The 23042-nt window shown below is 73.4% G+C and carries 24 protein-coding genes and 1 pseudogene; 4 read left to right on the top strand and 21 right to left on the bottom strand.

The window, feature by feature from the left end; all coding sequences use genetic code 11:
* Window positions 1–14: 14 nt before the first annotated feature.
* From JSQ78_RS12615 to JSQ78_RS12605, 3 genes are all read right to left on the bottom strand, one after another.
* Window positions 15–470, bottom strand: a complete 456-nt coding sequence (locus JSQ78_RS12615; RefSeq protein WP_211448041.1) for an FtsB family cell division protein — start codon at window positions 468–470, stop codon at window positions 15–17.
* A gap of 61 nt (window positions 471–531) precedes the next feature.
* The gene (gene eno / locus JSQ78_RS12610) at window positions 532–1812 is read right to left on the bottom strand and encodes a phosphopyruvate hydratase (protein ID WP_211448040.1); all 1281 of its coding nucleotides are present in this window, start codon (window positions 1810–1812) and stop codon (window positions 532–534) included.
* Window positions 1813–1863: 51 nt separating this feature from the next.
* Entirely contained in the window at window positions 1864–3105 is a 1242-nt protein-coding gene (locus JSQ78_RS12605) for a histidine--tRNA ligase (RefSeq protein WP_211448039.1), read from the bottom strand.
* A 69-nt stretch (window positions 3106–3174) separates the two neighbouring features.
* Between JSQ78_RS12605 and JSQ78_RS12600 the strand changes: the two genes are divergently transcribed.
* Window positions 3175–3894: a Pr6Pr family membrane protein gene (locus JSQ78_RS12600; RefSeq protein ID WP_211448038.1), complete on the top strand. Its 720-nt coding sequence runs from the start codon at window positions 3175–3177 to the stop codon at window positions 3892–3894.
* Here the strand turns inward: JSQ78_RS12600 and JSQ78_RS12595 are convergent.
* A complete protein-coding gene (locus JSQ78_RS12595; RefSeq protein ID WP_211448037.1) occupies window positions 3801–4487 on the bottom strand; it encodes a TetR/AcrR family transcriptional regulator C-terminal domain-containing protein in 687 nt (228 codons plus the stop codon). The genes JSQ78_RS12600 and JSQ78_RS12595 overlap by 94 nt on opposite strands.
* 165 nt (window positions 4488–4652) lie before the next feature.
* Here JSQ78_RS12595 and JSQ78_RS14120 point away from each other — a divergent pair.
* Both JSQ78_RS14120 and JSQ78_RS12580 read left to right on the top strand, forming a co-directional pair.
* Window positions 4653–5120 (top strand): annotated as a pseudogene (locus JSQ78_RS14120) (alcohol dehydrogenase catalytic domain-containing protein); the annotation flags it as partial.
* A 65-nt stretch (window positions 5121–5185) separates the two neighbouring features.
* Window positions 5186–5509: a zinc-binding dehydrogenase gene (locus JSQ78_RS12580; protein ID WP_211448036.1), complete on the top strand. Its 324-nt coding sequence runs from the start codon at window positions 5186–5188 to the stop codon at window positions 5507–5509.
* 127 nt (window positions 5510–5636) lie between these two features.
* On the opposite strand, the gene JSQ78_RS12575 is transcribed toward JSQ78_RS12580, so the two are convergent.
* The 16 genes from JSQ78_RS12575 to JSQ78_RS12505 form a co-directional block, all read right to left on the bottom strand.
* Window positions 5637–6365 carry a YcnI family protein gene (locus JSQ78_RS12575; RefSeq protein WP_211448035.1) on the bottom strand — a complete coding sequence of 243 codons (729 nt, stop codon included), beginning with the start codon at window positions 6363–6365 and terminating at the stop codon, window positions 5637–5639.
* Between the two features lie 125 nt (window positions 6366–6490).
* Window positions 6491–7108: a hypothetical protein gene (locus JSQ78_RS12570; protein ID WP_211448033.1), complete on the bottom strand. Its 618-nt coding sequence runs from the start codon at window positions 7106–7108 to the stop codon at window positions 6491–6493.
* A 25-nt stretch (window positions 7109–7133) separates the two neighbouring features.
* Window positions 7134–7793 (bottom strand): nucleoside triphosphate pyrophosphohydrolase, encoded by a 660-nt coding sequence (gene mazG, locus JSQ78_RS12565; protein ID WP_211448031.1) that lies wholly within the window; start codon window positions 7791–7793, stop codon window positions 7134–7136.
* Window positions 7790–11254 carry a transcription-repair coupling factor gene (gene mfd, locus JSQ78_RS12560; RefSeq protein ID WP_211450644.1) on the bottom strand — a complete coding sequence of 1155 codons (3465 nt, stop codon included), beginning with the start codon at window positions 11252–11254 and terminating at the stop codon, window positions 7790–7792. Before mfd ends, mazG begins: the two co-directional genes overlap by 4 nt.
* Before the next feature lie 120 nt (window positions 11255–11374).
* The gene (locus tag JSQ78_RS12555; protein ID WP_211448029.1) at window positions 11375–11848 is read right to left on the bottom strand and encodes a hypothetical protein; all 474 of its coding nucleotides are present in this window, start codon (window positions 11846–11848) and stop codon (window positions 11375–11377) included.
* A gap of 59 nt (window positions 11849–11907) precedes the next feature.
* Window positions 11908–12483: an aminoacyl-tRNA hydrolase gene (pth, locus tag JSQ78_RS12550; RefSeq protein WP_211448027.1), complete on the bottom strand. Its 576-nt coding sequence runs from the start codon at window positions 12481–12483 to the stop codon at window positions 11908–11910.
* Window positions 12484–12500: 17 nt separating this feature from the next.
* On the bottom strand, window positions 12501–13121 hold the full coding sequence (locus JSQ78_RS12545) for a 50S ribosomal protein L25/general stress protein Ctc (RefSeq protein WP_211448026.1): 621 nt from the start codon (window positions 13119–13121) through the stop codon (window positions 12501–12503).
* 186 nt (window positions 13122–13307) lie between these two features.
* Window positions 13308–14717, bottom strand: a complete 1410-nt coding sequence (locus JSQ78_RS12540) for a GntP family permease (protein ID WP_211448024.1) — start codon at window positions 14715–14717, stop codon at window positions 13308–13310.
* A gap of 44 nt (window positions 14718–14761) precedes the next feature.
* Window positions 14762–15346, bottom strand: coding sequence for a gluconokinase (locus JSQ78_RS12535; protein WP_211448023.1), 585 nt, complete (start codon window positions 15344–15346; stop codon window positions 14762–14764).
* A complete protein-coding gene (locus tag JSQ78_RS12530; RefSeq protein ID WP_211448021.1) occupies window positions 15343–16410 on the bottom strand; it encodes a zinc-binding dehydrogenase in 1068 nt (355 codons plus the stop codon). Before JSQ78_RS12530 ends, JSQ78_RS12535 begins: the two co-directional genes overlap by 4 nt.
* A 24-nt stretch (window positions 16411–16434) precedes the next feature.
* Entirely contained in the window at window positions 16435–17220 is a 786-nt protein-coding gene (locus JSQ78_RS12525) for a glucose 1-dehydrogenase (RefSeq protein WP_211448019.1), read from the bottom strand.
* The gene (locus JSQ78_RS12520) at window positions 17220–18275 is read right to left on the bottom strand and encodes a D-2-hydroxyacid dehydrogenase (RefSeq protein WP_211448017.1); all 1056 of its coding nucleotides are present in this window, start codon (window positions 18273–18275) and stop codon (window positions 17220–17222) included. The genes JSQ78_RS12525 and JSQ78_RS12520 overlap by 1 nt, the downstream gene beginning before the upstream one ends.
* Before the next feature lie 17 nt (window positions 18276–18292).
* A complete protein-coding gene (locus JSQ78_RS12515) occupies window positions 18293–18838 on the bottom strand; it encodes a fumarylacetoacetate hydrolase family protein (protein ID WP_249295706.1) in 546 nt (181 codons plus the stop codon).
* Window positions 18739–19089: a DUF2437 domain-containing protein gene (locus tag JSQ78_RS13930; protein ID WP_249295703.1), complete on the bottom strand. Its 351-nt coding sequence runs from the start codon at window positions 19087–19089 to the stop codon at window positions 18739–18741. The genes JSQ78_RS12515 and JSQ78_RS13930 overlap by 100 nt, the downstream gene beginning before the upstream one ends.
* Window positions 19089–20495, bottom strand: coding sequence for an MFS transporter (locus JSQ78_RS12510; RefSeq protein ID WP_211448015.1), 1407 nt, complete (start codon window positions 20493–20495; stop codon window positions 19089–19091). Before JSQ78_RS12510 ends, JSQ78_RS13930 begins: the two co-directional genes overlap by 1 nt.
* Window positions 20496–20596: 101 nt before the next feature.
* Entirely contained in the window at window positions 20597–21394 is a 798-nt protein-coding gene (locus JSQ78_RS12505; protein ID WP_211448013.1) for an IclR family transcriptional regulator, read from the bottom strand.
* 112 nt (window positions 21395–21506) lie between these two features.
* Between JSQ78_RS12505 and JSQ78_RS12500 the strand changes: the two genes are divergently transcribed.
* Complete coding sequence (locus JSQ78_RS12500) at window positions 21507–22409, top strand: NAD(P)-dependent oxidoreductase (protein ID WP_211448012.1); 903 nt, start codon at window positions 21507–21509, stop codon at window positions 22407–22409.
* 6 nt (window positions 22410–22415) lie between these two features.
* On the opposite strand, the gene JSQ78_RS12495 is transcribed toward JSQ78_RS12500, so the two are convergent.
* Entirely contained in the window at window positions 22416–23027 is a 612-nt protein-coding gene (locus JSQ78_RS12495) for a TIGR03557 family F420-dependent LLM class oxidoreductase (protein ID WP_211448010.1), read from the bottom strand.
* Between the last annotated feature and the right edge of the window lie 15 nt (window positions 23028–23042).

Here is a 23042-nt window from a genome sequence, read left to right as displayed (position 1 = left end):
GGGGTCGATCGCGGTCACTGGGGCTCGCCGATCTCGGTGGGCTCGCCGAAGCTCGACGGCCCGGCCGTCGTGAGCCCCGCGATGAGGAACGACGACGCCGCCGCGGCCGCCCAGTCGTCCTCGGGCTCCTCGAGCGTCGCCGAGGGGACGTCGGCGGATGCCGTCTCGAGGGTCGTGCGGTCGTCGAGCACGACGAAGCTCGTCTCCCCCGGGTAGACGAAGAAGAGCCGGTCGCGCGCTTGCGCCTCGATGTAGGCGGGGTCGTCCCAGCGCGCCTGCTGCTCCTGCAGCGACTCGACGTTCGCCTGCTGCGCGGCGACCTGCTCCTCGAGCGCGGCGATGTCGCGGCGCTGCTCGATCAGCAGGCCGACGGAGGGCGCGAGCACGACGAAGCCCGCGACCACGAGCCCGACGACCACGAGCAGCAGCCACGAGACGCGCAGCTGCGGGGCGGGACGGGCGGAGGGCACCCGCCGAGGATATAGGTGGGTGCCCTCTCGCGCGGTCAGGCCCGCGGCCGGTCGAGCTGCGTCAGCCCTCGAAGCGCGGGTAGGCGCCGGCGCCGGCGTACTCCGCCGCCTCGCCGAGCTCCTCCTCGATGCGCAGCAGCTGGTTGTACTTCGCGACGCGCTCGCTGCGAGCGGGCGCGCCGGTCTTGATCTGGCCGGCGTTGACGGCGACCGCGATGTCGGCGATCGTCGTGTCCTCCGTTTCGCCCGAGCGGTGCGAGAGCACCGAGCCGTAGCCCGCCTGCGTCGCGATGCGGATCGCGTCGAGCGTCTCGGAGAGCGTGCCGATCTGGTTGACCTTCACGAGCAGCGCGTTCGCGGCCCCGCGCTCGATGCCGTCGATGAGGCGCTCGGGGTTCGTGACGAAGAGGTCGTCGCCGACGAGCTGCACGCGGTCGTCGAGGCGCTCGGTGATGGCAGTCCAGCCCTCCCAGTCCTCCTCGTTCATCGGGTCCTCGATCGTGACGAGCGGGTAGGCGTCGACGAGCTCGGCGAAGTAGTCGGCCATGTCGGCCGACGAGCGGTCCTGGCCCTCGAAGCGGTAGACGCCGTTGTCGAAGAACTCCGAGGCGGCGACGTCGAGGCCGAGCGCGATGTCGGTGCCGGGCGTGAAGCCGGCCTTCTCGATCGCCTGCACGAGCAGGTCGAGCGCCGTGCGGTTGCTCGGCAGGTCGGGCGCGAAGCCGCCCTCGTCGCCGAGGCCCGTCGAGAGGCCCTGCTCCTTGAGGATGCTCTTTAGCACGTGGTACGTCTCGGTGCCCCAGCGGAGCCCCTCGCGGAACGTCTCGGCGCCGATCGGCAGGATCATGAACTCCTGGATGTCGACGCCCGTGTCGGCGTGGGCGCCGCCGTTGATGACGTTCATCATCGGCACGGGCAGCAGGAACGCGTTCGGGCCGCCGAGGTAGCGGAACAGCGGCAGGCCGGCGGAGTCGGCGGCGGCCTTCGCGACCGCGAGCGAGACGCCGAGGATCGCGTTGGCGCCGAGGTTCTTCTTGTTGCCCGAGCCGTCGAGCTCGATGAGCGTCGTGTCGATGATGCGCTGGTCGTCGGCCGAGAGGCCCTCGATCGCGTCGGCGATCTCCTCGTTCACGGCGTCGACCGCCTGCTCGACGCCCTTGCCCGCGTAGCGGCCCGCGTCGCCGTCGCGCAGCTCGTAGGCCTCGAACGCGCCGGTGGAGGCGCCGCTCGGCACGGCGGCGCGGCCGACGGTGCCGTCCGAGAGCAGCACCTCGACCTCGACGGTCGGGTTGCCGCGCGAATCGAGGATCTCGCGGGCCTGCAGGGTGTCGATGAGTGCCACGGGTGCTCCTTGGTGTCGGTGTCGGCGCGTCGGGGTCGGCCGTCCCCGAGCCTACTCAGCCGAAGGTGATGCGGGGCCGATGGGCTTGATCTCGAGGGTCGCCGCCGAGTCGCCCGACCGCACGAAGGCGAAGCGGTCGGCACCGGATGCGGCGAGCTGGGCGAGCAGGCCCGTCACGTTCTTGGGGCGCCGCTGCATGCGCACCGTCTCCCCCGCCGCGACGAGGTCGCGCTTGATCGCGATCGCGGCCGCGGGCTCGACCTGCTTGTCGACGAGCAGCGCGAGGGCGTCGCGGCCGGCGCCGCCGGGCAGCTCGACGAGGTCGACGAGCCGCTCGAAGCCGAGCGAGATGCCGACGGCCGGCATCGACTGGCCGAGGAAGCGGCCGATCATGCCGTCGTACCGGCCGCCGCCGCCGATCGAGAACGGCAGCTCGGGGTGCGCGACCTCGAAGATCGGTCCCGTGTAGTAGCCCATGCCGCGCACGAGCGTCGGGTCGAACTCGAGCCGGATGCCGACGCTCGCCTTGAGCAGGGAGCGCACGTCGTCGAGCACGGCGCCGTCGAAGCCGGCGGGCAGCTCGCCGGCGCGGATCGCCCCGAGCGTCGCCATGAGCCGCTCGCCGTCGATGCCGCGCTCCGCGAGCTCGGCGGTCACGCCGTCGGTGCCGATCTTGTCGAGCTTGTCGACCGTGATGAGCGCGCCCTCGCGGAGCGACTCGGCGACGCCCGCGTGCTCGAGCGCGGCCGAGAGGATGCGCCGGTCGTTGATGCGCACGAACGCGTCGGGGATGCCGAGGCGGGTGAGCGCATCCGCCGTCGCCGACAGCAGCTCGAGCTCGGCCGTGACGCCCGGCTCACCGGCGATGTCAATGTCGCACTGCATGAACTGGCGGTACCGGCCGCGCTGGGGCCGCTCGGCGCGCCAGACGGGCGCGATCTGGATCGCGCGGAAGACGGGCGGGAGCGCCGCGCGGTTCGTCGCGATGAAGCGCGCGAGCGGCACCGTGAGGTCGAAGCGCAGGCCGAGGTCGGCGAGCTCGAGCGGCGCGCTCGCGCCGCGCAGGTCGTCGACGCCGAGGCCGCGGCGCATGATCGCGAACGCGAGCTTCTCGTTGTCGCCGCCGAGGCCCGCGTGGAGCCGCTCGGCGTCCTCCACGACGGGCGTCTCGATCTCCTCGAAGCCGTGATCCTCGTAGGCGTCCCGGATGACGCGCAGCACGCGCTCGCGGCGGCGCTTCTCGACGGGCAGGAAGTCGCGCATGCCGCGCGGCGGGTGCACCTGGGTTGCCATGCCGCCATTCTCCCGCACCGGGAGCGCGCCCTCGTGCGGCAGCGCATCCGCGGGTGGCACGATGACGGCGTGCGACGACCCCGAGCCCTCACCGACCGCGCCGTGCCCGTCGTGGCGTGGCGCATCCTCATCCTGCTCACGGCCGTGTTCGCCGAGGCGTGGAACATCAAGAACATGCTGCAGTCGGGCGAGCCGCCCACCGAGCACTTCGCGTACTTCACGGTGCAGTCGAACATCTTCGTCGTCGCGCTCATGGCGTGGATGCTGCTCGTGCCGAGCGAGCGGAGGCCGCGGTGGTTCGACCACGTGCGCGGCGCGATCACGGCGTACATCGTGCTCACGGGGCTCGTCTACGCGGTGCTGCTCGCGGAGCCCGATGAGGTGTGGGCGTGGTCGATCGAGTTCACCAACGCCGCGCAGCACCGCTTCCTCCCGTGGATGGTCGGGCTCGACTGGCTGCTCGTGCCGACCGCGCGGCGCATCTCGCTCGGCGCGGCGGCGTGGTGGATGGCGTACCCGGTCGGATACCTCGTCGCGGCGTGGCTGCGCGGCGGGCTCGTCGACGGCTGGTTCCCGTACCCCTTCCTCGACCCCTCGGAGCACGGCGGCTGGGCCGGCCTCGTCTGGCCGACCGGGCAGGTGCTGCTCGCCTTCATCGTCGGGATCTTCGCCGTCGCGGCGATCGGGCGGGTGCGCTACCGCGAGTCGGGCAGCCCCGCGCCGCCGGCTGCCGGGCCCGCCTCCGCGAGCCTCGCCTCGAGCCCGTCGAGCACGAGCTCGAGCCCGTAGGAGAACTCGTCGCCGTAGTCGTACGAGCGGCCGACGATCGCGTGCTCGATCAGCGCGGTCATGCGCGGGTACGCGTCCGCCGGCAGCGCGAGCTCGATCGCGAGGTCGTCGACGCCGCCGCCCGGCTCGAAGGGGAGGCTCTGCTCGGTGAGGACGAAGCCGTAGACGTAGGCGTCGAGCACCGAGAACGCGTGCGCCGCGAGCTGCACCGGGAACCCGCCCCGGTGCAGGCACTCGAGCACCGATTCCAGGTGGCCGAGCAGGGCCGCTCCCGGGGAGCGGCATGACTCGACGAGCGTCGGCCCCCACGCGTGGTCGCGCATCACGGCGCGCAGCGAGTGGCAGCGGGCGCGGATGCCCTCGCGCCACGGCACGTCGGCGGACGGCCGCTCGACCTGCACCATGAGCCAGTCGCCGAGCGCGTCGAGCAGCGCGTGCTTGCTCGCGATGTGGTGGTAGAGCGACATCGCCTCGACGCCGAGCTCCCGCCCCACGCTGCGCATGCTGACGCCGCCGAGCCCGGCACGGTCGGCGACCGCGACGGCCGCCTCCACGACGCGCTCGCGCGAGAGTCCCTTCGCCGTGCTCGCCATGCGATGCCCCCTTGCGTGCTTACGGGTGTAAGGATGCGCTCTCGCCACCCAGGCTTACAGGTGTAAGGAGAACCGGATGCGTGCAGTCGTCGTCGAGCGGTACGGTCCGCCGAGCGTCGCTCGAGTCGTGAGGTCGCCGACCCGGTCGCTCGCGCCGGAGAGGTCGTGGTGCGCGTCGCCGCGGCTGCGGTGACGTCGGGCGATGCTCGCATACGCGCCGCTCGCTTCCCGCGCGGCTTCGCCCTCCCCGCTCGGCTCGGGATCGGCATCCGCCGCCCGCGTCGGCCCGTGCTCGGGGTGGCGCTCTCGGGCACCGTCGCGTCGATCGGCGAGGGCGTCACGGCCCTCGCGGTCGGGGACGAGGTCGCCGGCATGACCGGCGCGCGTCTCGGCGCGCACGCGGAGCTCGTCGCCGTGCGCGTCGAGCGCCTCGTGCGCAAGCCCGCGGGCGTGACGCACGACGAGGCCGCCGCCGTGCTCTTCGGCGGCTGCACCGCGCTCCACTACCTCGAGGACGTCGTGCCGGTGCGGGCCGGGCGATCGGTGCTCGTGCTCGGCGCTTCCGGCGCTGTGGGCTCGAGCGCGGTGCAGCTCGCCAGGATGGCCGGCGCCCGGGTGACGGGCGTGACGAGCGGTCGGAACGCGGAGCTCGTGCGCCGGCTCGGCGCCGAGCGGGTCATCGACTACACCGTGACCCGGTGGCGCAGATCAGCGGGCCCTTCGACGTCGTCGTCGACACCGTCGGTGCGGTCTCGACCCCGGCCGGCCGAGCGCTGCTCTCCGACGACGGCTCGCTCGTCCTGGTGCTCGCCTCGCTGTGGCAGCTCATCACTGCCCGCGGCCGGGTCAAGGCGGGCGTCTCGGGCTCGCGCCCCGAGCACATGGCGCGGCTGCTCGCGCTCGTGGCGAGCGGCGAGCTCGACCCCGTGATCCAGGAGTCGATGCCGCTCGACGAGATCGCCCGCGCCTACGCGATCGTCGACTCCGGCCGGAAGGTCGGCAACGTCGTGGTGCGCCCCTAGCTCCCTGCCGAGAGCTCGATCGCAGAGTTCCGGCACTCTGCGCATCCGAGCCCGCGAGATCGCAGAGTTCCGGCACTCTGCGCATCCGGTGCGTGCGGATCGCAGAGTGCCGGAACTCTGCTCGGGATCAGGCGCGGCGGCGGAACGCGGCGAAGGCGGCGAGCGCCGCTGCCGCGAGCGCGACGACGAGTGCGGCGATCGCGATCGGCATCGCGGCGCTCGACGCATCGCCCGCTGACGCGGCCGTCGCCTCGGTGCCGGCGTGCTCGCCACCGGCATCGGCGTCGTGCTCGGCCTCCGCGCCCTCCGCGGACCCACCGTGCGCGTGCTCAGCCGCGCCGCCGATCGTGACGATGGGCGCCGGGGTGTCAGACGACTGGTCGGCGTCGGTCCACGCCGACTCCCCCACCTCGCACAGCTGCCGCGTCGGGAAGGCGAGCACGGTCCCGTCCTCGGCGTCGTCGGGCAGCGTCGCGCTCAGCTCGAGCGTGTCGCGCACCCCGTCGGGCAGCGGCTCGTCGGCCGTGAAGACGACGGTGCGGAGGCCGTCCGCGGTGTCGATCGCGACGTCCCACCCGGGGTTCGCGATGAGGCCGACCGCCGCGATCTCAGCCGGCACCTCGATCTCGACGGCCGTCGTGGGCGAGCCGTCGCAGCCGTGGCCGATCGCGAAGGCGATGTCGGCGCGCGCGCCGGGCTCGGTGCTCGTCGGCTCGGCGTGCACGTGCGCGCTCGCGGCGATGGGCGCGGCGAGCACGAGGGCGGCCGCGATCGCGGTGCCCGTCAGCGTGGGCAGGGGTCGGATGCGCCGCTCGGCTCGGATGCGTCGGCGGGCTCGGTCGGTGGACGTGGACATGGGTGCTCCTTGCTGCGCGCGCGGGGCGCGCTCGACTGCGGGCGGCCGCGGGTGCGGTCGCCGGGGTCGCGCGCCGTCGGGCGCGCGACGGGATCGCGCACCTCGCGGCGCGCGGAGGGGTCGCGTCAGGCGGTCGCGAGCGGCGGCCCGCGCCGCTCGAGCGAGCCGCGGAGCACGTCGAGCGCGCGGCGGCTCGCGCGGCGCTCGGTCGAGATGGATGCGGTGGGCCGCGGCCGAGGGCCCGTCCACGCGAGCACCGCGAGCGCGACGCGCAGCGAGACGGCCTCGAGCAGGGCGTCCACGAGCCGCGGCGCGAGCCGCAGGAGCCCGAGCGTCAGCGCGCCCGCGACGAGGTGCGCGAGCGGCATCGCTGCGTGCTCGTGCAGGACGGCGCCCGCGAGGCTCCCGCGCTGCGGGTGACCCGCGTGCGGGTGGCCTGCCACGACAGCGGGCGCGGTCGCCTCGGGCAGCGCGTAGAGCACGTGCTGCAGCAGCTGCGCGGCGGCGACGGCGAGCGCTTGCCTCGGCAGCGTCGCGGCGAGGCCGCCCGCGCCGAGGACGGGCGCGAGCACGACGAGCGAGAGCACTGCGGCAGTCGCGAGCAGCAGCGCGTCGGGCGGCGCGCCGCCGCCGAGCGCGTGGGCGCTGCCCGTGAGCGCAGTCGTGACGACCGTGACGACGAGCGCCGCGAGGATCGCGCGACGACGCCGCTCGAGGCGCTCGTCTCGCGGGGCTGGGGTCACGCTCCCATCCTCCCGCACCGCCGCATCACCTCGCGACGTCGCCCGAGCCCTCCGCGGCCTCCGCGGCGCGCAGCCGCTGCTCGAGCTCGCGCGTCGCGGTGCGCAGCGCCCGCTCGGCATCGAGTCCGCGCTCGGCCGCGCCGCGCGCGAGCGCGAGGAGCGCACGACCGAGCTCCTCCTCGGTCTCGGGCGCCGAGGCATCCGTCGTCTCCACGGGGAGCGCGAGTCCCGCCCGGCCCGCGCGCCGGATCGACTTCTGCGCTCGAGCGAGCGCCGGCAGGCTCGCGGGGATGCCGTCGAGCGCGCTGCCGCGCTCGGGCTTCTCGGCGCGCTTGATGGCGTCCCAGTTGGCGACGACGTCGCCGATTCCGTCGACCGCGACATCGGCGAAGACATGGGGGTGACGGCGGCGCAGCTTCTCGGTGAGCGTCCGGGCGACGTCGTCGAGGTCGAAGCGACCCTCGGCCCGCGCGATGTCGGCATGGAAGACGACCTGCAGCAGCACGTCGCCGAGCTCCTCGCGGAGGTGCTCGTCGTCGCCCGCCTCGATCGCCTCGACGAGCTCGTGCGCCTCCTCGATCACATAGGGCGCGAGCGACGCGTGCGTCTGCTCGCCGTCCCACGGGCAGCCGCCCGGGCCGCGCAGTCGGGCCATGACCGCGACGAGCTCGTCGAGCGCGCTCATGCGGATGCCGTGCCGTCGTCGGCGGGCGGGCTCGATGGCTCCTTCGGCGGCGGGAAGATCGCCGCGAGCAGCGCATCGACCCACGCGATGAGCTCGGCGTCGGGCAGCGGCTCGGCCTGCGTGCCGGCGAGCCGGCCGCCGCCCGCGGTCGGGATCGGCACGACGAGCGTGGCCGCTTGCGCGTTGAGCTTCGCCCCCGGGTACATGCGGCGCAGCCGCAGCTGCGTCGACTCCGCGAGCTCGGCGGGCGAGACGCGCAGGTTGGGGCCGACGGTGATGACCTCCGAGAGCTTCGCGCGCTGGGCCTTGCGCCGCAGCCGCGCGATCGCGATGAGCGACGTCACCTGCGCGGGCGGCTCGCCGTAGCGGTCGCGCAGCTCGTCGAGCACCTGGTCGATCGCGCCGTCGTCGCGCGCCGAGGCCGCGGCAGAGATCTTCTGGTACGCCTCGAGCCGCAGCCGCTCGGAATCGACGTAGTCCTCGGGGATCACGGCGTCGACGGGCAGCTCGAGCCGCAGCTCGCGCGGGCCCTCGTCCTCCTCGCCGCGGAAGACCGCGACGGCCTCCCCGACCATCCGCAAGTAGAGGTCGAAGCCGACGCCCGCGATGTGCCCCGACTGCTCGCCGCCGAGCAGGTTGCCCGCGCCGCGGATCTCGAGGTCCTTCATCGCGACCTGCATGCCCGCGCCGAGCTCGTTGTGCACCGCGATCGTCTCGAGCCGGTCGTGCGCCGTCTCGGAGAGGGGCTTGTCGGCGTCGTAGAGGAAGTAGGCGTAGGCGCGCTCACGGCCGCGGCCGACGCGCCCGCGCAGCTGGTGCAGCTGGCTGAGGCCGTAGCGCTCGGCGCGATCGACGATGAGCGTGTTCGCGTTCGGGATGTCGAGCCCTGTCTCGACGATCGTGGTGGAGACGAGCACGTCGTACTCCTTCTCCCAGAAGTCGACGATGACGCGCTCGAGCTGCGACTCGGCCATCTTGCCGTGGGCGACGCCGATGCGTGCCTCGGGCACGAGCTCCGCGAGCTGCGCCGCGACGCGGTTGATCGACGAGACGCGGTTGTGCACGAAGAAGACCTGGCCCTCGCGCAGCAGCTCGCGGCGGATCGCCGCGGCGACCTGCTGCTCGTTGTAGGCGCCGACGAAGGTCAGCACGGGGTGGCGCGCCTCGGGCGGCGTCGCGAGCGTCGACATCTCGCGGATGCCCGTGACCGCCATCTCGAGCGTGCGCGGGATGGGCGTCGCCGACATCGCGAGCACGTCGACGTTGGCCTTGAGCGCCTTGAGCTTCTCCTTGTGCTCGACGCCGAAGCGCTGCTCCTCGTCGATGATGACGAGCCCGAGCTCCTTGAAGTGCACGGACTCCCCGAGGATGCGGTGGGTGCCGATGACGACGTCGACGGTGCCGTCGGCGATGCCCTTCATCGTCTCGCGCACCTCCTTGTCGGTCTGGAAGCGGCTGAGCGCGCGCACCTGCACCGGGAAGCCGGCGAACCGGGCGGCGAAGGTCTCGAAGTGCTGCCGCACGAGCAGCGTCGTCGGCACGAGCACGGCGACCTGCGTGCCGTCCTGCACGGCCTTGAACGCGGCGCGCACCGCGACCTCGGTCTTGCCGTAGCCGACGTCGCCCGAGAGCAGCCGGTCCATCGGCACCGGCCGCTCCATGTCGCGCTTGACCTCGTCGATCGTCGTCAGCTGGTCGGGCGTCTCGGCGTACGGGAAGGCGTCCTCGAGCTCGCGCTGCCACGGCGAGTCGGGGCCGAACGCGCGGCCGCGCGAGGCCATCCGCTTCGAGTAGAGCTGCACGAGCTCGACCGCGATGTCGCGCACGGCCCGCCGCGCCTTCGACTTCGCCTGCTGCCAGTCGCTGCCGCCCATCTTCGACAGCTGCGGCGCCTCGCCGCCGACGTAGCGGTTCAGCTGGTCGAGCTGGTCGGTCGGCACCGAGAGCCGGTCGCCCGGCTGGCCGCGCTTCGAGGGCGCGTACTCGATCACGAGGTACTCGCGCGTCGTCTTGACGGGGTTCCGCCCGCCGCTCGAGACGGTGCGCTGGGTGAGTTCGACGAAGCGGCCGACGCCGTGCGTCTCGTGCACGACGTAGTCGCCCGCCTTGAGCTGCAGCGGGTCGACGACCGAGCGGCGGCGGCCGGCGAGCTTGTGCGGCTGGCGGCTGTCGACGCCGACCGCGCGGCCGAAGAACTCGGCTTCGCTCACGAGCTCGACGCGCTCCTCGGGCAGCGAGAAGCCGTGCTCGATCGCAGCCCGCGTGACGTGCACGATGCCGGGCTCGAGCTCGGCGGGCAGCGCGTCGACCTCGCGCGCGGCGACGCCGTGCTCGCCGAGCACCTGCACGGCGCGCTCGACCATGCCGTGGCCGGCCGCGGTGACGACGACGCGCCAGCCGTCGCGCGTGCGCTCGCGGAGGTGCTCGACGGCGCCATCGGCGCGGCCGGCGAAGCTCGGCACGGCGTGCGCGTCGATCGCGTCGACCGATTCGTCGGCCTGCAGGGTCGAGAGCGTCCACCACGGGCCGTCGACCGCGTCGTGCAGCTCGTCGAGGCTCAGGAAGCCGCTGCTGAGGTCGACGGGCGCCTCCCCGCCCGCGGTCGCGGCGCTCCACGCGGCCTGCAGGAACTCCTGGTTGGTCTCGTTCAGGCTCGCGACGCGATCCCGGATGCGCTCGGGCCCGAGCACGACGACGCCCGCGTCGGGCAGGTAGTGGGTCACCGGCACGAGCCGCGGCAGCAGCGCGGGCGCGAGCGACTCCATGCCCTCGACCGGGATGCCCTCCGCGATCTTCTCGAGCATCTGCGCGATGCCGGGGAACTCGGGGGCGAGCTGGCGCGCCCGCGCGCGCACCGCATCCGTCAGCAGCAGCTCGCGGCTCGGGGGCAGCACGACCCGCTCGAGGGGCGTCGGGTCGCTGCGCTGGTCGGCGACGTGGAACCAGCGCATCTGCTCGACCTCGTCGCCGAAGAGCTCGATGCGCACGGGGTGGTCGGCGGCGGGGCTGAAGACGTCGACGATGCCGCCGCGCACGGCGAACTCGCCGCGGCGGGTGACCATGTCGACGCGCAGGTAGGCGAGGTCGACGAGCCGGCGCGAGAGCTCGGCGAGGTCGACGCCGCGAGCGCCCGCGACGAGCTCGACCGGCTCGATGTCGAGCAGGTTGTCGGCGACCGGCTGCAGCGCGGCGCGCACCGAGGCGATGACGACGGTCGGCGTTGCGGGGTCGCGCTCAGCGACCGCGCGGAGCGCTGCGCCGCGCTGGCCGACGGTCTCGGCCGACGGGCTCAATCGCTCGTGCGGGAGCGTCTCCCACGCGGGGAGCGTGAGCACCTGCGCGCTCGGCAGCCAGGCCTCGAGGTCGTCGCGCACGGCATCGGCCTCGCGCCGGGTCGCGGTGATGACGAGCAGCGGGCGGGAGGAGCCGCTCGCGAGCGAGGCGACGACCGGTGCGCGCATCGCCTCGATGCCGCTGAGCGCTCCGCCCCGTCGGGCCTCGACGACCGGGGCGAGCGCGCCGCGCTCGAGCAGCTCGAGGAGGGGCTCGAGGCTCACTGGCCCACCCTCACTGGCCCGCTGTCACTGGCTCATCACGACGGCGCCGGCACCGTCGAAGACCTGCAGGGAGTAGCCGCCCTCGGCCTGCGCGGGCGGCATGACGCCGACGAACACGGGCGGCGCGTCCTCGGGGACGTTCTCGCCGCGGGCGAGCTCGACCTCCTGGCCGTACCACGTCATGACTGCGCGCTCGGCGCCGACGGGCGCGATGACGAGCGCGCCCTTCGCCGTCTCCGGGCCCGCGACGCACAGCAGCGGACCCGCACCGAGGCACGAGGCGAGGAAGCGGCCGTCGGGGTCCTCGAGGATGAGGTCGGTGAGGCCGGACTCGGGCGAGCGGTCCCACCACAGGAGCGATCCGTCGGGGCTGCGCGCAGAGAGCGTGTAGCCGTGCGGGCCCTGCACCTGCTCTTCATCGCTGCCGCCGCTCGAGCAGCCCGTGAGGGCGACGCTCGCCGCGATGACGACGGTCGCGAGCATGGCGGTTCGGCGCACTGGCGAGGTTCCTTCCGGTCGGCATCCCATGCTAGCGGCGGGCGGTCGAGCGTTCGGCTTCAGCGGGCGTGGATGCGCTGCTGAGCCGCGAGGAAGCCCTCGGCGATGATGCGCTCGACCGCGTCCGCGCCGAGCTGGACGAGCAGATCGGCCTCCGCCTGCTCCGCTTTCGCGAACGGCCTGAGCACGAAGTCGGCGGGGTCCTGGCGCCCGGGCGGGCGGCCGATGCCGAGCCGCACGCGCAGCACGTCGCCGCCGCGGGCGGCGATGATGTCGCGCATGCCGTTGTGGCCGCCGTGGCCGCCGCCCTGCTTGAGCCGGATCTCGCCGAGCGGCAGGTCGAGCTCGTCGTGCAGCACGATGACGTGCTCGGCCTCGACCCCGTACCAGTCCATGAGCTGCGCGACGGGGCCGCCGGAGCGGTTCATGAAGGTGGTCGGGAACGCCGTGACGACCTTCGGTCCGCCGACGATGCGCGACTCGGCGACGAGGGCGGCGGCGCGGCCGTGGCGCTTGGGCGTCGCGCCGGCTCGCCGCTCGACCTCGGCGAGCGCCATCTGGCCGATGTTGTGGCGCGTGCGCGCGTAGTCGGGCCCGGGATTCCCGAGCCCGACCACGAGCCACGACTCCGTCACGGCGTGCGCGCGGGAGACTACGCGTCCGTCTGCTGCGAGGCCTCGCCGCTCGGCACGACGTCGCCCTCGGCCGACTCGTCGTCGAGCGTCGGCGCGGCCGGCACCATGATGCCGACGACGAGGGTGTCGGGCTCGGTGACGAGCGTCGTGCCAGCGGGCAGCTGGATGTCGCTCGCGAGCACCTGCGCGCCCTCCTCGAGGCCCTCGATCGAGACGACGATCGAGTCGGGGATGTTGAGCGCGTCGACCTCGACCGAGATCGCGGTCTCCTCGAGGTTGTTGATCGTGCCGGGGTAGGACTCGCCCTCGAGGTGCACGGGCACGTCGACGATGACCTTCTCGCCGCGCTTGACGATCAGGAGGTCGAGGTGCTCGATGGCGTCGCGGCCCTGCAGCACGGGGTTGCGCTGCACGTCCTTCACGAGCGCGAGCTGCGACGCGCCGTCGACCTGGAGGTCGAGGATGGCGTTCGAGCGGCGCACGAGCAGGAAGACCTGGTGGGCGTCGAGCGTGAGGTGCTTGGGCTCGGTGCCGTGGCCGTACAGGACCGCGGGGACCTTGCCTGCGGCGCGGATCTTGCGGGCCGCGCCCTTGCCGAAGGACGTGCGGGGCTCGGTCTCGAGCTTGTTGTCGCTCATGGAGGTGCTCCTTGGTGGGCCGCAGCCCGTCGTAGGTCGACTCGAACGCGCCAAGCGTGAGGACTGTGCCTGCTGCTGCCACCGCGTCGATCACGGATGCGTCCGCATCCCTCGCCGAAGTTCAGCCTCCGAGCCTAGCGCATCTGCCGGGCGCCGACCGGATCGGCCGACGCCCGCGCTCCCGGATCACCCGAAGGCGCCCGCGATGAGGTAGATCGCGAAGCTCAGCACGAAGCCGACGATCGCCATGAGGCCCTGCGCGACCGTCCAGGTCTTGAGCGTCGTCTTGACGTCGAGGCCGAAGAACTTGCTCACGAGCCAGAAGCCCGAGTCGTTCACGTGGCTGAAGCCGACCGAGCCCGCGGCGGTCGCGAGCACGATCGCGGCGACCTCGACGGGGTTGAAGCCGCCGTCGACGACGACGCCCGCCATGAGCGACGCGGCCGTCGTGAGCGCGACGGTCGCCGAGCCCTGCGCGATGCGCACGATGAGCGAGATGAGGAAGGCTGCGACGATGACCGGCATGCCGATCGAGTTGAGCGAGTCGGCGATCGCGTCGCCGATGCCCGTGACGCGCAGCACGCCGCCGAACATGCCGCCCGCGCCCGTGACGAGCACGACCGAGGCGATCGGGCCGAGCGCGCTGTCGGCGACTTTCTCGATGAGCGTGCCCGCCTTGCCCATGCCCCAGCCGAGCAGCCACATCGAGACGATCACGGTGATGAGCAGCGCGACGGGGGTCTCGCCGAGGGTGCGCAGCAGCGCGACGACGGGCTCGGCCTTGAACGCATCCGCGTCGTCCGTCGTCGCGGCGTACATGTTGAGGCCCGTGTTCAGCAGGATGAGCACGAGCGGCAGGACGAGCAGGAAGACGATCTTGCCGAACGCCGGGTTCGACTCCATGCCGCGGTGCTCCTCCTCGGAGCCCGAGAGGATCGACGGCACGCCGATGTCGTACCGGCGGCCGACCCAGCCGCCGAAGAGCACGCCGACGATGTACCAGACGGGAATCGCGACGACGAGGCCGAGCACGAGCACGAGGCCGACGTCGGCGCCCAGGATGGCGGATGCCGAGACGGGCCCCGGGTGCGGCGGCACGAAGATGTGCATGGAGCTGAAGGCGAGCGCCGCGGGGAACGCGACGGTCAGGAGCGATCCGCCCAAGCGGCGAGCGACGGCGTAGATGATGGGCATCATCACCACGAGGCCCGCGTCGAAGAAGATCGGGAAGCCCATCAGCAGGCTCGCGACGCCGACGGCCATGGCCGCGCGCCGCTCGCCGAACCAGCCGATGAGCTTGTCGGTGAGCACCCTCGCGCCGCCGGAGGTCTCGATCATGCGACCGAGCATCGCGCCGAGCGCGACGAGCAGCATGACGCTGCCGAGCGTCGGGTTGAACCCGAACTGCAGCGCGGGCATGAGCCGGTCGAACGGGATGCCGGCGGCGAACGCCGTGAGCAGGCTCGTGATCATCAGGGCGAGGAAGGCGTGGATCTTGAACGCCATGATGAGGACGAGCAGCAGCGCGATGGACGCGGCCGCGAGCAGCAGCAGGCCTCCCGTGCCGAGGTCCCAGTTGAGGACGAGGTCGTCCATCGTGCGTCTCCTTCGTGTGCTGTGCGGTGCGTGGATGCCGGCGGTCAGCGCCCGGGCAGGTGGATCGTGCCGGTGATCGTGGTCTCGGGGCCGAGCTCGACGGTGCGGCCGGCCGCTCGGCCGATCAGGATGCGCGTGACCTCGTCGACGATCGCCGCGGGGGTCTGGTCGATGGAGATGGCGATGCCGTGCTCCCACTCGGCGAGCGGCTCGAGCGTCTCGATCTGGCTGTCGAGCAGCGTCGAGGGCATGTACTCGTGGTCGCGGTGCGCGATGCGGTCGGCGAGCAGGCCCTTGTCGCCCTCGAGATGCACGAAGACGAGCTGCGGGTCGCTCGCGCGCAGCAGCTCGCGGTACCAGCGCTTGAGCGCCGAGCACGCGACGATCGTGATGCGTCCCTCAGCGCGCCCCGTCGCGATCGCGTCACCGATGGCCTTGAGCCACGGCACGCGATCCTCGTCGGTCAGCGGCGTGCCGCCGGCCATCTTCTGCTTGTTCGCCGCCGGGTGCAGGTCGTCCCCGTCGATGAACTGGATGTTGAGGCGGTCGGCGAGCGCTTGCCCGATCGTCGTCTTGCCGGAGCCCTGCACGCCCATGATGATCATGGACGGGTATCGCGTCTCGCTCATGGATCCACTCCCTCGTGCTCGCCGAACGTGAGCAGCACCTTCGAGGATACGGATGCGTCGCGCGCGAGCTCGAGCGCGTCGAGGCCGCGCTCGATCGGCAGCTCGTGGCTGATGACCGGTGCCGCGTCGAGCGAGCCGTCGGCGAGCGCCTCGAGCACGTCGTCGATCTCGTCGTTGAAGCGGAAGGAGCCGATGAGCGTGAGCTCGCGCGTGATGGCGCTCGCCATCGGCACGGCGATGTCACCCGCGCGCTGGAGCCCGAGCATGACGACGGTGCCGCCGCGACGGGCGCCGCTGATGGCGGCGGCGAGCCCCGGCACGGTGCCGGAGGACTCGATGACGACGTCGGCGTGGAGGGCGGCGATGCCGTCGGCGTCGCGCGCGTCCATCGCGCGCGCGCCGAGTCGCTCGGCGAGCGCGCGCGGGTGCTCGTGCAGGTCGGTCGCGACGACCTCGACCGCGCCGTGGTGCCGCGCGACCGCGATCGCGAGCGCGCCGATCGGACCGGTGCCGATCACGAGCACGCGCTTGCCGGCGACGTCGCCGGCCTGGCCGAGGCCGTGCCACGCGACGGCCGCGGGCTCGGCGAGCGCGGCGAGCCGGAGGTCGAGGCCGGCGGGGAGCGGGCGGAGCATGCGAGCCGGCAGCGCGACGCGGCGCGCGAAGGCGCCTGCCGTGTGGGGCATGCGCGCGGCCGAGCCGAGGTACGTGCCCGCGGGGCTCAGGTTCGGCCGATCGGCCGGGAACGGCGCGGAGCCGTCGTCGATCGGCGTCGCCGGGTGCACGGCGACGCGCGTGCCCGCGGCCGGGCCGGTGCCGTCGACGGCCTGCTCGAGCACGGTGCCGACGATCTCGTGGCCGAGCAGCATCGGCTCGCGCAGGATCGACTGTCCCGCTGCGCCGTGCAGCCAGTAGTGGAGGTCGGAGCCGCAGATGCCCCCGAAGGCGATCCCGACGACCGCCTCGTCGGCCGCGGGCGCCGGCTCCGGCAGCGCGTCGACCCGCACGTCCTCCTTCGCGTGGGCCACGAGGCCGAGGTTGTCCGTCTTCCGCTCGTCGCTCATCCGCCTGCTCCTCTCACACCCCGGTCACACGACGGCGGTCATGCCGCCGTCGACGAAGATCGTCTGCCCGTTCACGAAGGCGCTCGCGTCGCTCGAGAGGAACACGAGGGTGCCGACGAGGTCCTCGACCCTGCCCCAGCGGCCCGCCGGGGTGCGCCCCGCGACCCACGCGGAGAACTCCGGGTCGTCGACGAGCGGCTGCGTCAGCTCGGTCGCGAAGTAGCCGGGGGCGAGCGCGTTGACGCCGATGCCGTGCGGCGCGAGGTCGGCGCACAGGCCCTTCGTGAGCATGACGATCGCGCCCTTCGTCGCGCTGTAGGGCGCGATCGACGGGCGCGCGAGCTGCGACTGCACGCTCCCGATCGAGACGATGCGGCCCGAGCCGCGTTCGACCATGCCGCGCGCGACGCGACGCGAGAGCAGGAACGCGCTCGTGAGGTTCGTCGCCACGAGGTCGTGCCAGTCCTCGTCGGTGAACTCCGCGATCGGGTTGCGCCGCTGGATGCCGGCGTTGTTGACGAGGATGTCCGGGGTGCCGAGCCGCGCCTCGACGTCGGCGACCCCGGCGTCGACCGCAGCCGCATCCGTCACGTCGAAGAGCGCGACGTGCGTCTTGCGGCCGGTCGACTCGGCGATCTCGGCGGCGGCGCGCTCGGCCTTCGCCGCATCACGACCGTGCACCACGACCGTCGCTCCCGCCTCGGCGAGGCCCTGCGCGAGCGCGCGGCCGATGCCCTGGCTCGAGCCCGTGACGAGCGCGGTGCGGCCCGCGAGGTCGAACAGCGCGGTGCCGGTGCGGGGCTCGGGCATCAGTAGAACTCCTTCGTGCTCATGACGTTCTCGAGCGGTTCGCGCTCGAGCAGGCGCGTCGCGTTGCGGGCGAAGAGCTCGGCGATGCGGCGCGGCTCCTGCACCGAGAGCGCCGCGGTGTGGGGGCTCAGCAGCACGCTCGGGTGCTCCCACAGCCGCGACTGCGCGGGGAGCGGCTCGACGGCGGTGACGTCGAGGGCCGCGAAGCCCACCCGGCCGGCGTCGAGGGCGTCGAGCAGCGCATCCTCGTCGACGACCGTGCCGCGGCCGACGTTGACGAAGACGGTGTCGTCGCGGAGCGCGCCGAAGACGTCGGCGCCGAGGAGCCCGGTCGTGCGCTCGGTGCCGGGCAGCGTCGACACGATCGCGTCGGCGTGCGCCGCCGCCTCGGCGAGCTCGTCGATCGGCACGAGCCGGTCGACGTGCGCGACGGGCTCGCCCGAGCGGGTCGTGCCCCACACGGTCGCGCCGAGCGCCGCGAAGCGCTCGGCGACGACCTTGCCGATGCCGCCGAGCCCGACGACGAGCACCGTCATCTCGCTCACGTGGCGCATGAGGCGCCGGCCGTCGCCCCACGTGCGGGCGGCCTGGTCGGCCTCGAGTCGCCGCAGCCCCTTCGCCCCGGCGAGCACGCCGAAGAGCGCCCACTCGGCGAGCGTCGACGCGTGCATGCCGGCGCTCGTCGTGACGACGACGCGCTCGAGCTCCTCCTCGGAGAGCTGCGCGGCCCGCACCTGCCCGCCGCCGCCCGCGGCGGTCGTGTGCACCCAGCGCAGCCGCTCGTTCGCGCGCACGGTGCGGGCGAGCGCGGCGGGTGAGACGTCCGGGAGGCCGAAGAGCGCATCCGCCTCGTCGAGCATCGCCTCGAACCTCGACTGCTGCTCGGGCGTGCGCTGCCAGTCGGGGTCACCCTCCCAGTCGCCCTGCCAGCGCCACGGGCGCGTGAGCGCGGGGTCGCGCAGCAGCTCGACCCGCGGCTCGAGCTCGCGGATGCGATCAGCGGATGCGTCGTCGAGGCTGACCGCGACGGCGACCTTCAGGGTGTGCTCGGGCATGGCGACTCCTTCTCGGTTCAGGCTAGTGATGGGGCGCGCTCAGCGCAGGGGCAACCGAGGCGCAGGTCGCCGACGACGACCGTCGCCGTCTGGCCTGGATGCGCCTCGTGGTTCGAGAGCGGGGCGCCGGCCATCACGACGTCGCCCGGACCGAGTCGCACCCAGCGCGCGACGTACGCGAGCGACTCGCGCACCGGCACGGGCATCGCGCTCGCGCTCGAGTCGCGCACCCGCTCACCGTCGAGCTCGAGCGCGAGCGGGAGGTCGTCGATCGAGGCGTCGGTGTCGATCCAGGGGCCGAGCGGGGTCGATCCGTCGCCGCCCTTCGACTCGAAGTTGCGCTCGTCGAGCTCGGCGCGATCGGGATACGAGATGTCGTCGACGGCCGTCACCCCGAGCACGAACTCGTGCGCGTTCCGCTCGTCGAGCAGGGGCGACGCCGGATCGCCCGTGTCGCGGCCGATCACGATCGCGATCTCGGCCTCGACGACGAGCCGGCCCGCGTCGCGCCCGACGCGCACGGGCTCGCCGTGCGCGACGACGGAGCGCGGGCTCTGAGCCACGCCTGCACGGGCAGCGGGCGATCGGTCGAGCCGCGGTTCTGCGCGATGCCGACGAGCACGGTCGGCGCGGCCGGCGCGAGCAGTCGCGCCTCGGCGCTCGGGACCGGCGCACCGATGTCGGCCGGGAGCCGGCCCTCGCCGAGCGCCAGGTACGGATCCTCGATCGGCACCCAGGCACCGACCGCGGTCGCGTCGCCGTCGGCGCGCGCATGGAGCACGGCGTCGCCGACGGCGACCCTCGCGATGCGCATCAGGCGCGCTGCGTCGCGGCCTCGAGGTCGGCGGCGCTGCGCGACTCGTCCTCGGAGATGCGCACCGCGTCGTCGAGCCGCAGCAGGTCTCGGCCGCGCGTCTCGGGCACGAGGAACGTCGAGGCGGTCGTGATGAGGGCGAGCGTCGCCATGTAGACGCCCGGCAGCAGCCAGTCGCCGTCGGAGACCGCGAGCAGGTAGGCGCCGAGCACGCCGGCGAGTCCGCCCGCGAGCACCGCCGAGATCTCGCGTGCCATCGCGACGCCGAGGTAGCGGTGGCGGTTGCCGAACAGCTCGGGCAGCATCGCGCACTGCGGGCCGAGCATGGTGTTGACGGCGATGCCGACGCCGAGCGCGATGACGACCACGACGGTGACCGGGTCGCCGAGCGAGAGCAGCCACCACGCCGGGAAGGCGTAGACGAGCATGAAGACGGCGCCCGCGCGGTAGATGATGCGGCGACCGAAGCGGTCGGAGAGGTGACCGGTGAGCGGCAGCACGAAGATCGCGATGAGCGCGCCGAGCGTGACGCCCCAGGCCGCGACGCCGCGGTCGACGGGGTTGGCGAGGAAGTTGCCGGCGACGAACGCGAGCGCGAGCGTCTGGAACATGTAGGAACCGCCGTTCTCCGCCATGCGCAGGCCGACGCCGACGGTGACGCCCGGCAGTCCCTTCGTGAAGATCTCGCGGATCGGGCGCTGCGAGATCTGGTCGTGCTTCTCGAGCTCGACGAACGTCGGCGTCTCGCGCAGCCGCAGGCGGATGAAGAGCGCGACGAGGATGAGCAGGAACGAGGCGAGGAACGGGATGCGCCACGCCCAGCCGAAGAAGACCTCGTCGGGCAGCAGCGACATGAGCGAGAACACGAGGCCCGCGAGCAGCGTGCCGAGCTGGATGCCGATGAACGGCAGGGCCGAGAAGAAGCCGCGCCGCTGGACGGGCGCGTACTCGGCCATGAGCACGGTCGCGCCCGCTTGCTCGGCGCCGGCGCCGAAGCCCTGCGCGAGTCGCAGGACGGTGAGCAGGATCGGCGCCCAGATGCCGATCTGGTCGTAGGTCGGGAGGGCGCCGATGAGCGTCGTCGCGCCGCCCATGAGCCCGATCGTGACGACGAGCACCCACTTGCGGCCGAGGCGGTCGCCGAGTGTGCCGAAGAAGAGGCCGCCGAGCGGGCGCGCGAGGAAGCCCACGCCGAAGGAGGCGAGCGAGGCGACGACGGCGAACTCCGGCGGCAGGTTCGAGAAGAACAGCTGCCCGAAGATGAGCGCCGAGAAGAGGCCGTAGAGCGCGAAGTCGAAGTACTCGAGCGCGCTGCCGACGCTCGAGGCGAGCGTCGCCCTGCGCAGGTTGGCCGCGTACTCGGGGTCGTCGGTGTGCGCGGGGTGCTGCGCGGTGGTGTCGGACACGGTCCATCTCCTTCGACAGTCGTGCAAGTGCGTCGTTGCTTCCGGCGACTGTACCAGCCCACTGAACGCCGTTCAACTGCTTGAACAGCGACGAGGCTCGGTCAGGCCCCGGGACCCCGGAGCGGGTTGGTGAGCACCGCGACCGCCGCGAGCAGGCCCTCGCCGACCGCGTCGATCCGCTCGTCATCGGCGAGCTCCGCGGGCAGCGCGGCCCCCATCGCGAGCGGCGGGTCGGCGGGCGCCCACGGCTCGAGCGCGACGGCGACGCCCGTGATGCCCCCGAACGAGCCGCCGCGGTCGACGGCGTAGCCGCGCTCGCGCACCTCGCCCAGCTGCGGCAGCAGCTCATCGACGGTCGTGATGCTGCCGGGCGTCAAGCGTGGGAACGGCTCCGTCGGCGCGAGCAGTGCGCGCACTGCGTCATCGTCGAGCTCGGCGAGGAGCGCGACGCCGGTGGCGCTGAGCGCCGCGGGCAGCTTCGAGCCGAGCGGCGTGCCGAGCCGGTAGGGCGAGCGGCCCTCGTGGCGCGCGAGGTAGAGCGCGTCGGTGCCGTCGAGCATCGCGATCTGCACGACCTCGCGGTGCAGCACGGGCGAGGCCGCCACGACGCGGTAGAACTCGCGCACCTGGTTGAACTGCTGTGCGAACGCGCCGCCGAGCTCGGCGGTGCGGCGCCCGAGCCGGTAGCCGCCCGCCTCCCGCTCGAGCATGCCGCCGTCCTCGAGCGCGGCGCACAGGTTCGCGGTCGACGACTTCGCGAGGCCGAGCGCGCGAGCGATGTCGCTCAGCGTCATCGGCGCGCCGTCGGCGTCGGCGAGGGCGGTCAGGATGCGGAGGGCGCGCGAGACCGCGGGCGCCGGATCGCGATCGCGCTCGGTCGGGACGTCGGGCTGGGGCATGGCTTCCGCTCCTTCGCGGTCGAGTCGTCGCCGCCACCCTACGGCCCTGCCACAGGACTGGACATCGTTCGCCATGCTGGTCAGCGCGGTCGCTCGCCCGTAGCCTCGAGCCATGGAGACGGCTGCGACCCCCTCGCCGCGGGACGAGACCCTCGGCGTCATCGGCATCGGCGCGATGGGCGAGCCCATGGTGCGACGACTGCTGGCCGCGGGCCGCAGCACCGTGGTCTCGAGCCGGTCGCCGCGCCCCGCGCTCGTCGAGGCGGGCGCCGCGTGGGCAGCGAGCCCGCGCGAGCTCGCGGAGCGGGCGGCGACGGTGCTGTCGATGCTGCCGGACCTGCCCGAGCTCGACGCGGCGCTCGCGGGCCCCGACGGCCTGCTCGCGGGGCTCGGCGACGACCGCGAGCTGCTCGTGCTCGTCGGTTCCACCTCGTCGCCCACGGGCGTGCGCGAGCTCGCCGCCCGGCTCGCGGCGGCAACGGGCGGCAGGGTCCGGGTCGTGGACGCTCCCGTCTCGGGCGGCGTCGACGGCGCGGAGGCCGGCTCGCTCTCGATCATGCTCGGCGGCGAGCCCGCAGACGCCGCGCGCGCCACAGCGATGCTCGCGCCATGCGGGCGGGCCGTCCATCTCGGGCCGCTCGGCGCCGGCGAGGTGGCGAAGGCGTGCAACCAGCTCGTCGTCGCCGCGACGATCAGCGCCCTCGGCGAGGCGACGGTGCTGGCCGAGCGCTCCGGCCTCGACCTCGACGCGCTGTGGGAGCTGCTCGGCGGTGGCTACGCCGGCTCGAACCTGCTCGAGAGCCGTCGCGACCGGCTCGTGCGCGGCGACGACTCGCCGTCAGGGATCGCGCGCTACCTCGTCAAGGACCTCGGCTTCGCCGCCGACGTCGCCGAGGCGACCGGCACGAACCCCGCGCTGCTGCCGGCGCTCCGCGCCTTCTTCGACGAGATCGTCGAGCGCGGGCACGGCGAGCGCGACATCTCGGTGACGCGACGGGTGATCGCCGAGCGCTGAGGCGCGTCAGGCTCGCAGCCGTGGCCCGAGCTCGTCGGCGAAGAACGCGAGGAAGGCGTCGGGGTCCGGCCCGCCGTCCATGAGCGCGATGTGGTCGAAGCCCGCCTCGCGGTAGGGCTCGATCACCTCGAGGTGCCGCTCGACGTCGGGCCCGCACGCGAAGGCCTCCTCCATGGCGTCGACGTCGATCGCGGCGGTCGCCGCGTCGAACGCGGCGGGATCGGGGAGCTCGGCGAGCACCTTCCAGCCGAGCGTGCCGAAGCGGAACGCGCGGTGCGCCGACTCGGCGCCCGTGCGCGGGTCGGGTGCGAACGCGGTCGGCGCCTCGGCGTAGCGGGGACCGTCGCCGCCCGCGGCCGTCCACGCCTCGACGAGCGACGCATCCGGATCCGTCGAGAAGATGCCGTCGCCGAGCTCGGCCGCGAGCTCCGCCGCTTGCGGACCGCCCGCCGCGACGACGATCTCGGGCAGCACCTCCGGCAGGTCGTAGACGCGAGCGTCGGTGAGCCGCAGGAACTCCCCGCGGTACGAGTGCACCCCGCCCGACCACAGCATCCGGATGATCTCGAGCGCCTCGCGGAGCCGCCGGTGGCGGTCGCCGACCTGAGGCTGTCGCATGAATGGCGTGCCTGC

This window comes from Agrococcus sp. Marseille-Q4369, from assembly GCF_018308945.1.
Lineage (GTDB): Bacteria > Actinomycetota > Actinomycetes > Actinomycetales > Microbacteriaceae > Agrococcus.
Note: the sequence above shows the minus strand (reverse complement) of the source record. Positions and strands in the feature narration are given on the sequence as shown.